Origin of the sequence: Acutalibacter sp. JLR.KK004, assembly GCF_036941085.1 — a bacterium.
Classification (GTDB): Bacteria; Bacillota; Clostridia; order Oscillospirales; family Acutalibacteraceae; genus Acutalibacter.
The window spans coordinates 253,615-266,354 of the sequence record NZ_JAYMNQ010000003.1 but is presented as its reverse complement, the minus strand read 5'-3'; the positions used below and the strand labels follow the sequence as shown (position 1 = coordinate 266,354).

Here is a 12,740-nt window from a genome sequence, read left to right as displayed (position 1 = left end):
ATGAGGGACACCATGGGGGCCGTCCTGCTGCTGGCCTGGCCCGCCATTGTAGAGCAGCTTATGATTACCCTGGTGCAATATGTGGATACCGCCATGGTAGGCTCCCTTGGATCTGCCGCCACCGCCGCCGTAGGGCTTACCGCCAGCACCACCTGGCTGTTCGGCGGCATGTTTAACGCCGCTTCCATCGGTTTTTCCGTACAGGTGGCCCAGCACCTGGGTGCGAGCCGGGAAAAGAGCGCCCGGGATGTGGCCTGGCAGGCGCTGGGTTTTGTGGGGATTTTCGGCCTGCTTTTAGGCAGCATTGCCGTTGCCCTGTCCTTCCCCCTGCCTGCCCTGCTGGGGGCGGAGGCTGCTGTACGGCCCCAGGCCTCGCTGTATTTCCGCATTATTGCCTGCGCCATGCCCTTCACCCTGGGGGCCAACATGTTCAGCGCCATTCTGCGCTGCGCCGGGGACACCAAAACCCCCATGGTGCTGAACCTGATGATAAACGTTTTAAATGTGGTGCTCAACTTCTGCTTGATTTATCCCGCCCGCACCCTCACACTGTTCGGCTTCAGCGTGCCTGTGTGGGGGGCTGGCTGGGGCGTGGCAGGGGCGGCCTTTGCCTCCGGGTGCTCCACCGCTGTTGTTTTCTTTCTATTTTTACTAGTCATGTTCCGCAGGCGATCCCCAGTGCAGTTAAAGTGGAAACAGCGCTGCGGCTTCCAGCGGGAGTGCCTGCTGGCAGTTTGGCGGCTGGGGCTTCCCGCCGCTTTGGAACGGGCTACCCTCTGCGTGGCCCAGATTGTGATAACCGCTGTGATTACCGGCATCGGCACTGTGGCGGTGGCGGCAAACCACCTGGCGGTTACGGCAGAGTCTATCAGCTATCTGCCTGCCTCCGGCGTGGCAGTGGCTGGCACCACTTTGGTGGGCCAGACCATGGGCGCGGGCCGCAAGGATTTAGCCAGGCGCTTTGCCCGCATGGTTTCCTGGATGGGCATTGCCATTATGACTTTAGGCGGGGCTGTGCTCTTTGCCTTTGCCCCCCAGCTTATTATGATTTTCTCCAAGGATCCGGAGGTTATCTCCCTGGGCGCCCAGGTGCTGCGCATTGTGGCCTTTGCGGAGCCGCTTTTCGGCGCTTCCATTGTGGCTTCCGGCGCGCTGCGGGGCGCGGGAGATTCCAAAGGCCCCTTCTATATCAGCCTTGCCACCATGTGGGGCGTGCGCATTACCCTGTCCTTGCTGCTGGCGGGACAGCTGGGGCTTGTAGGCGTGTGGCTTGCCATGGCGGCAGAGCTTTGCGCCCGGGGGCTTATCTTCATGGTACGGCTGTACCGGGGCAAATGGCTGGAGATTTCCCTTTTCAGGAGCTAAGATCTGGGGGCGCGGTCTTGCCTGCCGGCTCGGTCGGTTCGCGGCTTGTCTGCCGCAGGCAGACGCTCACCCCAAACCCCGCAAACCTTTTAAAAAAAGGTTTGATCCCAAAACTGGTTTATAGGAGGTGCGCCCTTGGAATATCATTTGGAACTGGGGCCATGGGGCCAGATTTTCCCTGTGCCCTGCGCCCTGGTGGACAGGCATTTAAAGCTTGCCGGGCGTGAGCAGCTTCAAGTGCTGCTGTGGGCCTTGCGCCATGCCGGGGAGGGCTTTTCCTCCCAGGGGTTGGCCCAGGCCTTAGATCTATCAGAGGAAAGCGCCCAGGAATCTTTGGAATACTGGGCGGACAGAGGGCTTCTGGCGGAAACCGCCCCCGGGGAGCTGTGCCCTGTCCCCCAGCCGGAGGCCCCTGCCCCCTTTGCCCCCGCGCCGCCCCCGGCCCCGGCACAGCAGGCGTCCCCGCCTGTACGCCAAATGCCCTTGCCTGCAGAACAGGCGCAAGCCCAGCCTGCGCCCGCCCTGCCTCCCAGGAAGCGCATGGTAAAGCCCGACACCGTGCAGCTTGCGGTGCGGCTGGAGGAATCAGACGGGCTGCGGTTTCTGATGCAGGAGGCGGAAAACGTGCTGGGGAAAACCCTTTCCCCAGCCATGACCACCCTGCTGCTCACTATCACTGATGACTACGGCCTGCCTCCCGAGGTAACCGTTATGCTGCTGCACTATGCCCAGGAGGTGGGGAAAACCGGTACGGCTTATCTGGACTCTGTGGCCCGGGACTGGGCGGAAAGCGGGGTGTTCTCCTTAGAGGCTGCCGACGCCAAGCTGCAGGATTTAAGCCAGCGCCGCCTGGCCTGGAACAAAGTGGCGGGGGCGGCAGGCCTGCCCAAGCGCTCCCCCAGCAAAAAAGAAGAGGAAGCCGCCCTGCGCTGGGTGGAGCAGTGGGGCTTTTCCCAGGAAATGCTTTCCGCCGCCTATGAGCGCTGCGTGGACAATACGGGAAAATTCAGCGCCGCCTATATGGACAGGGTGCTGGAAAGCTGGCACACAGCCGGCGTGCGGAACCTGGAGGAGCTTTCTGCTCACGAGGAAAAGAAAAGAGCCGCCCGGCAGGCAGAAAAAGCCCCTTCCCAGCCCTCAAAACCCGGGGCTGAAGGCGAGAAAAGCTATGATATCGACGAACTTGCCCGCATGAGCTTTTTCCACCTGCCAAAGGATTTGTAGCGGGCATGGCAAAAACCTGAACGGAGGGCGTTTATGGGATATGGACGAAAGATATATGACGAGGCCTGCAAGAAGCTGGAGCGCTCCCGGCGGGAGGCGGAAAGCGCGGCGGCCCGGAAGGCGGAGGATTTTTACCGCCTGTGCCCTGAGGCCCGGGAAATCAAGGCGCAAATGGGCGCAAATGCCTGCGGGGCCGCCAGGGCTGTCATACAGGGTGGCGACGTGCGCAAGGCCTTGGAAGGCCTGCGGGACAAAGGCCTTGCCCTGCAGCGGGAATATGAGCGCCTGCTTTCCTCTCACGGCCTTTCCCCTGCCGACCTGCAGCCCCCTTATGCCTGTCCCCGCTGCAAAGACACAGGGTTTGCGGACGGGCATATGTGCCAGTGCCTGAAGCAGATGCAGCGGGCCATGGCTTTTGAAGCCCTCAGTATGAACGCGCCTCTGGAGAAAAGCACTTTTGAGCGCTTTTCCCTGGACTACTATAAAAGCGATCCCCGGGCATTCCGGCAGATGGAAAACATCCTCACTGCCTGCAAGGACTATGCCGCCCGTTTCCGGAGCAACTCCTCCAGCCTTTTGTTCCGGGGGCCTACCGGCCTTGGCAAAACCCATCTTTCCCTGGCCATCGCGGGGAAGGCCATTGAAAAGGGATACGGGGTGGTGTATGGCTCTGCCCAAAGCTTTGCTGTGGCCCTGGAGCGGGAACGCTTTGACCGGGGCGGGCCGGACTCCCCTGGGGACACAAACTCCCAGCTTGTGTCCTGCGACCTGCTGATCCTGGACGATCTGGGTACAGAGTTCCCCTCCCAATATGTAAACGCGGCGCTGTATAACATTGTGAACACCAGAATGCTGGCGGGGAAGCCCACCATTATCAGCACAAACCTTTCCATGCAGGAGCTGGAGCAGCGCTACAGCCAGCGCTTTGCCTCCCGGCTGGCAGGGTATTACGGGATGCTGGAGTTTTTAGGTACGGACGTGCGCTTTCTCCGGGCGCAGCAGTATAGTTGACGGTGCATACCGATTTTCAAGCGCGTTTACTATATCGCTGAGAACTGCAAATTCCTTTTTCCTCCCATCCGCTTATTATGTGAAAAACCCCTTGCCAGCAGGCAAGGGGTTTTCTCTGTAAAGTATAATATGCAGCCATCAGGAGTTGGCCCCTTAACCCGCCGCTCTTTTCAAAAGCGCCTTACACCTTGCGCGCCGGTGCAAGCGGCTTTTTAATGATACATACCCCCATTTTCACGAACATCTCTTTCAAAAGGGGCAGCTTTGCCAAAGGGGCCATCCAGGGGCGAAGGGGCGCTTCCCGGTAATAGAAGGGCACAACCCCCAGATTCCGGAGGATGCCCTGAAACTTTTTCAGGGTCATCTTGTTAATATACCCGAAATATTCCTCCCCGTTTTCTTTTTGGGAAATGCGCAGGGAGATCCGTTCTTTCTCGTCAGGCATTCCCTTCACCAGTTCTTTATAGGCGTTCACCAGCATCTTTTCCGTAAAAAACAGATGCACCCAGGGCATGTTTATCACATCGCTGAGGTGCGCCCCGGTGGGATGGAAATAGGGCGGGAAGTTGATATAAATGGCCCCCTGGGGGCTTATAAGCCGCAAAGCCTCCTGCAAGGTGCGCTCCGGGTCGGACACATGCTCCATAAAGTCATTCATGATAATCGTGTCAAAGGAGCCGTCTGCAAAGGGCAGGCTGAAAGCGGAGGCCCTAATAAAGGTGAACCTGTCCTTATAGCCCAATTGTTCCGCCAGGGCATTTGCCTCCTCCTCATAGTGCTCCACCACGTCCACCCCTGTGACGTGCTTTGCGCCCAGGGAGCAATAATAAAGGCTTTTCCCTGCCGCGCCGCAGCCCATGTCCAGCACCAGCTTGTCCCGGAACATTTCCTCCGCTGTGCAGGCCTCCAGGAAAAATTTTATGGTGTCCCCGCCCTTGCGGTACTGCCACTGGGCATAGGTTTCCCGGCCCTCGTTCTGCAGGTTGAAGGGATGGGGCACCTGGGGGAATATTTTATTGGTAAGCTTGATGATCTGTGTGGCAATGCGCATAGCCTGCTCCTCCTGTCTGCGGCGCTCTCCTGTTCCAGTCTTTGCCTTCAGAGGGAGGATTATGCCGTTCCCTTACTGGAACGGCATAAAAGAGGGATCCCTCTTTTGGTATCAGGGCTATTTTACCATTTTTCTCCCGCCTTGTCAAAACAGGCGCTGCTGCTTCTCCCGTTGATCGATAATCTCCCCCGCCGCTTTCTCCAAATCAGGGAGGAAGGCGGCAAGGCTTTGCAGGCGGGAAGCGATATCTTCTTCCCGGGAAATGCCCAGATCCGCCAAAAAAGCCTGGAAGGCCGGCAGGCGCTCCCCGCTTAGGGCAGGGTTGTCCATGTCCAGGATGATGTGGCAGCGGGCAAAGGTGGCAAGCATCCAGAACACCGCGTCTTCCGGATATTCTGTGTCCAGCAGCTCCCGGCTGCCGCCAATAGCCACAGCCGCACCCTCCTGGGAGATATCCTGGCGGAAGGGGCAGCCTGCCGAGGGGCCTGTGGAGGCGCAGGCCAGGGAGAAGGTTTTTTCCAGCCCGTCCATATGTGTCAGGAGGCGCTCTTTGCCCAAAGGCTCCGGCACCAGCAGGGACAGCAGCCTGGGATAAAAGCCCTCCATGCCATAGGCTTTCAGCACCTGCCGGGCAGCGGGATACCGTTTGCGCACTGTGCAGTTTTCCAGGTTTGCCAGCAGGATGGGGAAACAGGCGATGGCTGTGGTGAAGGCCCAGCCGTTTGCCTTCTGGGCAAAGGACATGCCTTCCGGGCGGTATCCTGCCACAGCCTCCCGGATGCGTCTGTAAAAGCTTTCACAGCGGGCCTCAACCCATTCCCTTTTGGCATACGCCTCCCGCACCTGCTGGTGCAGGGCAGAGAGGGTTCCCTGGGGATCGTACAGGATTTCCCCGGCCTGGAGGGCATAGGCCAGATAGTGGGTGGAGAGCACATGGGGCAAATCCTGAAACTCTGTTTCCTCTATGGAGGAAATTTCCAGCAGCACGCCCTGCTCCCGCAGCTTTCCAAGCTTTGGGGGGCAGGCGCCTGCCTGCCAGACCAGCATTATATCAACGTCCGAGCTTTCGGGCCACTGGGCATCCTCCGCTGCCGCGAGATAAGAGCCGGAGACATAGGCGCCCGCAAGCCCTGGGGAATTTTCCCGGTATTTCTCCAGCCAGTTTTGGGCCGCTTTCTTAACGTAACTTTTTTTCACACGGATCCCCCTTTTGTTTTCAGTGAATTTTTGTTATACTATAAGAAGCGGCGGTTTTCCCCGCCTTTATCTCTCTGCTACTAATTTTAGTATAACATATCAAAGCCTTTGGCGGGAAGCGGTTTTTTGAAATCAGGAAGGAAGATGCTTTATGGTGCAGCCCCAGGCGCTGTCTATTATAAATGAGGTTCGCAAGGCCATTGTGGGAAAGGATACCATTATCTGCAAGGTGCTTATGGCCATGCTGGCAAAGGGCCACATCCTCTTAGAGGACAATCCCGGCGTGGGCAAGACCACCCTGGCCCTCGCTTTTTCCAAGGCCATGGGCCTTTCCTACACCCGGGTGCAGTTTACCCCGGAGGTGATGCCCACAGACGTGGTGGGCTATTCTGTTTTGAACAGCGCCACCGGGGAGCTGGAATACAGGCCCGGGGCGGTGATGGCAAACCTGTTTCTGGCAGACGAAATCAACCGCACCAGTGCCAAAACCCAAAGCGCCCTGCTGGAAGCCATGGAGGAGGGGCAGGTGACAGTGGACGGGGTTACCCGTAAGCTGCCCCAGCCTTATACAGTCATTGCCACCCAGAACCCCCTGGGTTCGGCGGGCACCCAGCCTTTGCCAGAGTCCCAGCTTGACCGCTTCATGCTGCGGCTGTCCATCGGCTATCCCACCCCGGATCAGGAAATCCAGATATTGAAGCAGACCGAGGGCCAGCGCCCGGTAGACTGCCTGCACCGCACTTCCTCCCTGGAAGATCTCCGGAAGATGCAGGAGGAGGCGGCCCAAGTGCATGTGGCAGACGATCTGTACCGCTATGTGCAGAAGCTGTGTACCGCCACCCGGGAGCACCGGCTGGTGCGGCTGGGGGCAAGCCCCCGGGCAGGAGGGGCCTTGGTGCGGGCGTGCCGGGCAAGCGCCTGGATGGCTGGCAGGGACTACGTAATCCCAGCCGACGTGGGCCTGCTCTTTTACAACGTGATGGAGCACCGCCTGGTGCTGGATCCCCAGGCAAGGCTTAATGACCGGGACGCGCACAGCGTGCTGGAGGAGATCTTCCACGATGTGCCTGCCCCCAAGCTTATCGGATAGGGGGCGCTTTATGCTGATAAACCGGCTGAGCTACCTTATGATCCTTCTGGGCACCGGGCTGTTTTTCATCTGCTTTGACGGGTATATCTCCTACTATGTCTTTCTCTTATCCCTGGCCCTGCCCCTCTGCTCCCTGGTTATCTCCCTGCCAGGGATGCTCACCATGCGGGTGCGGCTTTTCCTCCAGGAGGACGGCTCTATAGCCCGGGCGCGCAAGGGCCAAAGCGTGCCCCTGCGCATAGAGGCGCGCTCTCCCTGGCCCCTGCCCAGCGGACAGGTGCGTATGCGGCTGACTGTGGAAAATTCCCTTACAGGCGGGACGCGGCAGGAACACCTTATCCTTACGGTGGGCGGCAGGCCCCTGCTGCTGGAACACGCCCTGCACTCCGCCGCCTGCGGCCTTGTCACCTGCACCATCAGCAAGGTGTCTGCCTGCGACCTGCTGGGGCTTTTTGCCCTGCCTATCTCCCTGCGGGGGAAAAACCGGTGCTCTGCCTTTTTCTTCCCCCTGGTGTACAGCCCCGCCCTTTCCGTACAGCCCAGCCGCAGCCCGGACAGCGACGGGGATCGATACTCCCAGACAAAGCCCGGGGACGATCTCACCGAGCTTTTCGGCCTGCGGGAATACCGCCAGGGGGACAGGCTTTCCCGGGTTCACTGGAAGCTGTCCCAAAAAACCGGGCGGATGCTGGTGAAGGAGCCAAGCCTGCCTTTGGCAGACTGCCTGCTTTTCCTGCTGGATTTAAACGGCGCCGGGTCTGAAACGGACTTGCTGCTGGACGTGTTTGCCACCCTGTCCTCTTTTCTTTTGCAGCAGGAGGCAGCCCACCGGGTAGGCTACCGGGAGGGGCAGTCCCTGGCCCTTCTGGAGCTTTGCGAGCCGGAGGATGCCCGGCCCGCGTTGGAGGCTGTGCTCAGCGCCGGGGGGCGGGCGGCCCTGCCGCCCCTGCGGCGGGAGGATTTGCCCCGGGGGGTATCCCATGTGCTGTACCTATGCTGCACCCCGGACACAGAACGTGTCCGCTTCCTCCGGGATCTCTACCCTGCCGCCAGGTTCACAGGCTTCTGCACAGGCATAGAGCTTGCGGACTCCAACCCGGGCTTTATCCCTGTCCTGCCGGGGCAGGTGCCGGAAACCCTTAACGGCATGGTGCTGTAACTAGAGCGTGTACACACAAAGCAATCACACGCATCATTTCGGGTTATTTTCATGGGCTTCTGTGTTAGGAATCCCACAAAATCCCCTCGAAAATCTGCATATTCAACTTATGTGAACACGCTCTAAAATGAAGCAAGGAGGGTGAAACATGGCGAAAAAAAACGGAGAGAAGCCCCGGGAGGCCCTGGAACAGGATCTGCTTTTAGACAAGCCCCGCCTGCAGCTTCCCCGTTCCAACCCGGTTTTCGAGATATTCTTTTACACCCTCCTGGCTTTGCTGGGAGGCTTTGGGGCTTTGTGCTGCTTTTCCACTGCCTTTCACCTGCCCGTCTATCCTGCTCCCCTGCTGGCGGCAGGCACGCTGTGCGCCGTCCTGGGCGTTATGCAGTCCCTGCTGCCCCGGGGGCGGGCTGTGGTGTTTGCCGGGGGCATCCTCCTTTGGGGCGGCGCTATCCTGTACTTCTCTAAAGAGGCTGCCGAGGGTGCGGGCCGGGTTTTAAACCTTATCCTCCAGGCCTACAGCGAAAAGCTCCAGTTCCCCCTGCGGCAGTTTGCTGTGCCGGAAGCAGGGCAGGAACAGGTTTTTTATACTGCAACCGTTTTTACCGCCATGCTGCTGCCCCCCTTCTTCTGGGCTTTGGCTTGGACCCTTGTGCGGCGGAAAAACGGCCTGGGGGCCTTCAGCCTGACAGGGGCTGTGCTCTCCCTTTCCATGGCCCTTTCCATCCTTCCCGCTTTCTGGGCGCTGTGCATGCTGCTTTTGTTCTGGTGCGTGCTGCTGCTCAGCGCTACGGTGCTGGGCAGGCGGCACAGGCTTTTAGACGAGCAGAAGCGCTTCCTGGTTTCCGGGGCGGCTGTGCGCCCGGTGCTGCTGGTGCTGCTGCCCATCACTGCGCTGTGTATGCTGGGGGTATATCTGCTTTTCCCCCAGGAGGATTACGCCCGGCCCCGGTTTGTAAACGATCTGCGCTCCGGCATGGCAAACGGCTTTGGCCTGGAGGCAGTTCTGCAGGGGGGCCAGGGCACCAACAACAACCGGGTGGCCCTGGACAACCTGCGGGAGCGGGGATATTCAGGGAAAACCGCCCTGCGGGTAAAGTATGACTGGGAAAACGGCGGCGCGGGCCTGCGGGAGGATCAGCAAAAAGGCTACCTCAAAAGCTTTGCAGGCAGCGTGTATACCGGGCATAGCTGGGAGAAGCTTGCCCCGGAGGACATGGCTGCCCTGGAATCTTTCGCCGCCCCCGGGCAGGCCCAGACCATGGAAGCCGCCTTTCAGGCATATCTGCCTGTTTCCTCCTATCCCCTGGAATATGATTACACCCTTTCCGTAGAAAGCGTAAGCGCAAACCCCCGGTGTATCTTCTCCCCTTACGGCCTGTCCTCTGACGAAGAGGATTTATCTTCTTTCCGGGCCGTGTTTGAAGGGGACGGTTTTCTGCGCTCTGAAAACCTGTTTTCCGGCACCCCTGCCTATACCCTGGAGGGCGTAAGCCTGCCCAGCCAGCACCTGAGCTATGGCCTGCGGCTGGCAGAGCACTGGGAAGAAAAGCTGATTGACCATAAGGATGAAGCTTATGAACGGGCCTTTTTCGCGGATCAGCGCAACCGGGAGGCCTATGGCGATACAGTAAACAGGGAGGGCCTGCTGTTGCAGCTTGCAGGAGGCGATTTGGACAGGGCATCCCAGCGGCTGTTCCAGCCCCTCCAGGTAAAAGCCCCGGACTGGGCCAAAGCGCCCTTATCCCTGGAAGGGCAGGGCTTGGTAGACTTCACAGAACAATACAGCCAGTTTGTCTATGAAAAATACCTCCAGCTTCCCGATGGGTGCCGCCCCTTTTTAAGCAGGTTCCGCCAGTCCCATGGCCTTACCTCCCCTCAGGAGGCAGGGCAGGACTTGGCAGAATATGCCTATGACTTTTTCCTGGACCAATTACAGCAGGTGCTGGCGGAAGGGTATACCTATACTTTAAAGCCCCCTGTGATGCCGGAAGGGCAGGACTTTGCGGAGTTCTTTTTAAGCGAATCCAAAACAGGCTACTGCGTACATTTTGCCACCGCTGCTGTAGCCCTGTGCCGCTCTGCCGGCATACCCGCCCGGTATGCCGAGGGATATGCCGTCCCCTCCGGCTACAACGGCACCTGGGTGGACGTGCCCGACAAGAACGCACATGCCTGGCTGGAGGTCTACTACAGCGGGATGGGCTGGGTGCCAATAGAGGTCACCCCTGTTTCCCTGGAAGCCCCTGCCACCTACTATAACGCCCAGGCTCCCTCTGCCGGCACAGTGCCCGGGGAAGTTCTGGAGGGAGAGGAGCTGCCGGAAATCAGCGCAAGCCCTTCCCCCACCCCCACGCCTGCGCCCACTGCCTCCCCCTCCGCAGCGCCCTCTCCCAGCGCTGGGCCTGGAACAGGCAGCGGCCCGGCAGAGACGGAAGGAGAGACTTTCCCTTCTGTGCTTGCGCTGGTTTTAGGCATTGCCGGGCTTTTGGCCCTTTCCCCCGCGGCTCTGTGGGGCAACCGGTTCCTTCACAGGCACTGGCGGAAAAAGGCCTTCTCCCAGCGGGACAGAAGCAAGGCCGCCCTGGCCCTTTATGCCCACCTGTTAAGGCTTCACGCACTGGAGGCCTCCCTGTATTACGGGGAGCGCAAGCCTCCCCCCCACTGGGAGGAAACAGCCTTGAAAGCCAGGTTCGGGCGGGAGATGCTTTCTTTGGAGGAGCTGCAGGTTCTGGCAGCGGACGCGGCAAACCTGGAAGCCGCCTTAAAAGAAGAATTGTCCGGCGACCGCCGTTTCTATTGGCAATATGTCCGGGGCCTGCTGTGAGGAACTGCTACGCAACGGCCTATAGGCCGCGAGACGCTGTCTCGCGCTCTGCAACCCCTTTTAAAAAAGGGGTTGACCCTAAAACCATTTTTAATATAATTTTTGTATGCCCACAGCGGCAAAGCTGTTTTATTTAATATACACAAGGAGGTAAAACGGTATGAAAAAAGTAAAGCTGGGCATTATCGGCGTGGGGAACATCGGCACTACCCATGTGAAAAACATCACAGAAGGGCGGTGCCCGGAGCTGGAAATCACCGCCGTGGCAGACCGCAGGGAGGAGCGCCGGGAATGGGCCAGAGGCGTCCTGCCCGCCGGCGCCGCCGTATTTGAAGAGGGCGAGGCCCTGCTGCAAAGCGGCCTGTGCGAGGCTGTGCTTATCGCTGTCCCCCACTACCAGCATCCGGTTCTGGCCCAGGCGGCCTTCCGGCAGGGCCTGCACGTCATGTGCGAAAAGCCTGCCGGGGTGTACACCAAGGCTGTGGCGGAGATGAACGAAGCCGCGGAAAAGAGCGGCCTTACCTTTGGCATGATGTTCAACCAGCGCACCAACTGCCTGTACCGGAAGATGCGGGAAATGGTGCAGGGGGGCGAACTGGGGGATCTGAAACGGGTGAACTGGATTATCACCGACTGGTACCGCACCCAGATCTATTACGACTCCGGGGACTGGCGGGCCACCTGGGCCGGGGAAGGCGGCGGCGTGCTCTTAAACCAGTGCCCCCACCAGCTAGACTTACTCCAGTGGATCTGCGGCCTGCCTGTGAAGGTGCAGGCTTTCTGCCACGAGGGCAAGTGGCACGATATTGAAGTGGAGGACGATGTGACAGCCTACCTGGAGTTTGCAAACGGCGCTACAGGCGTGTTTGTCACCACCACCGGAGACGCGCCGGGTACCAACCGCTTTGAAGTGACGGGCACAAAAGGCAAGCTGGTGTGCGAAAATGACACACTCTCCTTCTGGAAGCTGCAGGAGGATGAGCGGGAGTTCTGCCGCAGCGCCAAAGAAGGCTTCCAGAAGCCTCCCTGCGAAATGGTGCCTGTGGAGACGGACGGGGAGAACCCCCAGCACGCCGGGGTGCTCAACGCCTTTGCCGCCCGCATCCTCCGGGGCGAGCCTTTGGTGGCGGAGGGCAAGGAGGGCATCCGGGGCCTGACCCTTTCCAACGCCATGCACCTGTCCTCCTGGCTGGAGAAGCCTGTGGAAATTCCTTTTGATGAAGAGCTGTTCTTCCAGGAACTGAATAAACGCCGGGCCAATTCCCGGCGCAAGGAGGGCGGAAACATCACCTTCTCTACAGAGGGAAGTTACTAACCCTTTGCTAAAATCACTAAAATTTAAATTTGCACTGGTTTTTTTCCCGGTACTATGCTATAATAAATTCACATAATATTCTTGCAGGCAGGGGAAATGCCCCGCGCATCCCTTGCCCGCACATTTTTTAAAGGCCGGGCTTTCTGTTTTCGGCCGGGAAAGGCTTGATACCTCATGAAACTGATTTTAGCAATTGTGAGCAATGACGACAGCGGCGCCGTGTCCTCCGCTCTCACCCGGGGCGGGTATTCTGTGACAAAGCTTGCCACCACCGGCGGTTTTTTGATGGCGGGCAACACCACCTTTATCTCCGGCGTGGAGGATGACAAGGTGGATGACGTTATCGGCATCATTTCCAAATACAGCAGCCGCCGCACCCAGATTGTCCCCAGCACCTCTACCATGGAGGTGGGTATGTATTCCTCCTTCCCGGTGGAGGTTACAGTGGGAGGCTCCACCATCTTCGTGCTGAACGTAGACCGCTTCGAAAAGGTATAAGAG

At 59.1% G+C, this 12,740-nt stretch carries 10 protein-coding genes; 8 read left to right on the top strand and 2 right to left on the bottom strand.

The genetic code is table 11. The features are described from left to right. The 3 genes from VSQ30_RS19035 (at position 1) to VSQ30_RS19025 (ending at position 3,600) form a co-directional block, all read left to right on the top strand. Positions 1 to 1,365: an MATE family efflux transporter gene (locus VSQ30_RS19035; protein WP_334466569.1), complete on the top strand. Its 1,365-nt coding sequence runs from the start codon at positions 1 to 3 to the stop codon at positions 1,363 to 1,365. A gap of 135 nt (positions 1,366 to 1,500) precedes the next feature. Next, a complete protein-coding gene (locus tag VSQ30_RS19030) occupies positions 1,501 to 2,589 on the top strand; it encodes a DnaD domain protein (protein WP_334466567.1) in 1,089 nt (362 codons plus the stop codon). A 33-nt stretch (positions 2,590 to 2,622) separates the two neighbouring features. After that, positions 2,623 to 3,600 carry an ATP-binding protein gene (locus tag VSQ30_RS19025; protein WP_334466565.1) on the top strand — a complete coding sequence of 326 codons (978 nt, stop codon included), beginning with the start codon at positions 2,623 to 2,625 and terminating at the stop codon, positions 3,598 to 3,600. Between the two features lie 181 nt (positions 3,601 to 3,781). On the opposite strand, the gene VSQ30_RS19020 is transcribed toward VSQ30_RS19025, so the two are convergent. Both VSQ30_RS19020 and VSQ30_RS19015 read right to left on the bottom strand, forming a co-directional pair. Then, positions 3,782 to 4,651: a class I SAM-dependent methyltransferase gene (locus tag VSQ30_RS19020; protein ID WP_334466563.1), complete on the bottom strand. Its 870-nt coding sequence runs from the start codon at positions 4,649 to 4,651 to the stop codon at positions 3,782 to 3,784. A 144-nt stretch (positions 4,652 to 4,795) separates the two neighbouring features. Further along, complete coding sequence (locus VSQ30_RS19015; RefSeq protein ID WP_334466561.1) at positions 4,796 to 5,848, bottom strand: hypothetical protein; 1,053 nt, start codon at positions 5,846 to 5,848, stop codon at positions 4,796 to 4,798. Positions 5,849 to 5,999: 151 nt separating this feature from the next. On the opposite strand from VSQ30_RS19015, the gene VSQ30_RS19010 reads away from it, so the two are divergent. The 5 genes from VSQ30_RS19010 (at position 6,000) to VSQ30_RS18990 (ending at position 12,737) form a co-directional block, all read left to right on the top strand. Beyond that, positions 6,000 to 6,938: an AAA family ATPase gene (locus tag VSQ30_RS19010; RefSeq protein WP_334466558.1), complete on the top strand. Its 939-nt coding sequence runs from the start codon at positions 6,000 to 6,002 to the stop codon at positions 6,936 to 6,938. A gap of 10 nt (positions 6,939 to 6,948) precedes the next feature. Next, positions 6,949 to 8,097 carry a DUF58 domain-containing protein gene (locus tag VSQ30_RS19005; protein WP_334466556.1) on the top strand — a complete coding sequence of 383 codons (1,149 nt, stop codon included), beginning with the start codon at positions 6,949 to 6,951 and terminating at the stop codon, positions 8,095 to 8,097. Positions 8,098 to 8,245: 148 nt separating this feature from the next. Next, on the top strand, positions 8,246 to 10,924 hold the full coding sequence (locus VSQ30_RS19000; protein WP_334466553.1) for a transglutaminase TgpA family protein: 2,679 nt from the start codon (positions 8,246 to 8,248) through the stop codon (positions 10,922 to 10,924). 160 nt (positions 10,925 to 11,084) lie between these two features. Further along, positions 11,085 to 12,239: a Gfo/Idh/MocA family protein gene (locus tag VSQ30_RS18995; RefSeq protein ID WP_334466550.1), complete on the top strand. Its 1,155-nt coding sequence runs from the start codon at positions 11,085 to 11,087 to the stop codon at positions 12,237 to 12,239. Positions 12,240 to 12,413: 174 nt separating this feature from the next. Then, positions 12,414 to 12,737, top strand: coding sequence for a cyclic-di-AMP receptor (locus tag VSQ30_RS18990; protein WP_160643345.1), 324 nt, complete (start codon positions 12,414 to 12,416; stop codon positions 12,735 to 12,737). Positions 12,738 to 12,740: the final 3 nt, after the last annotated feature.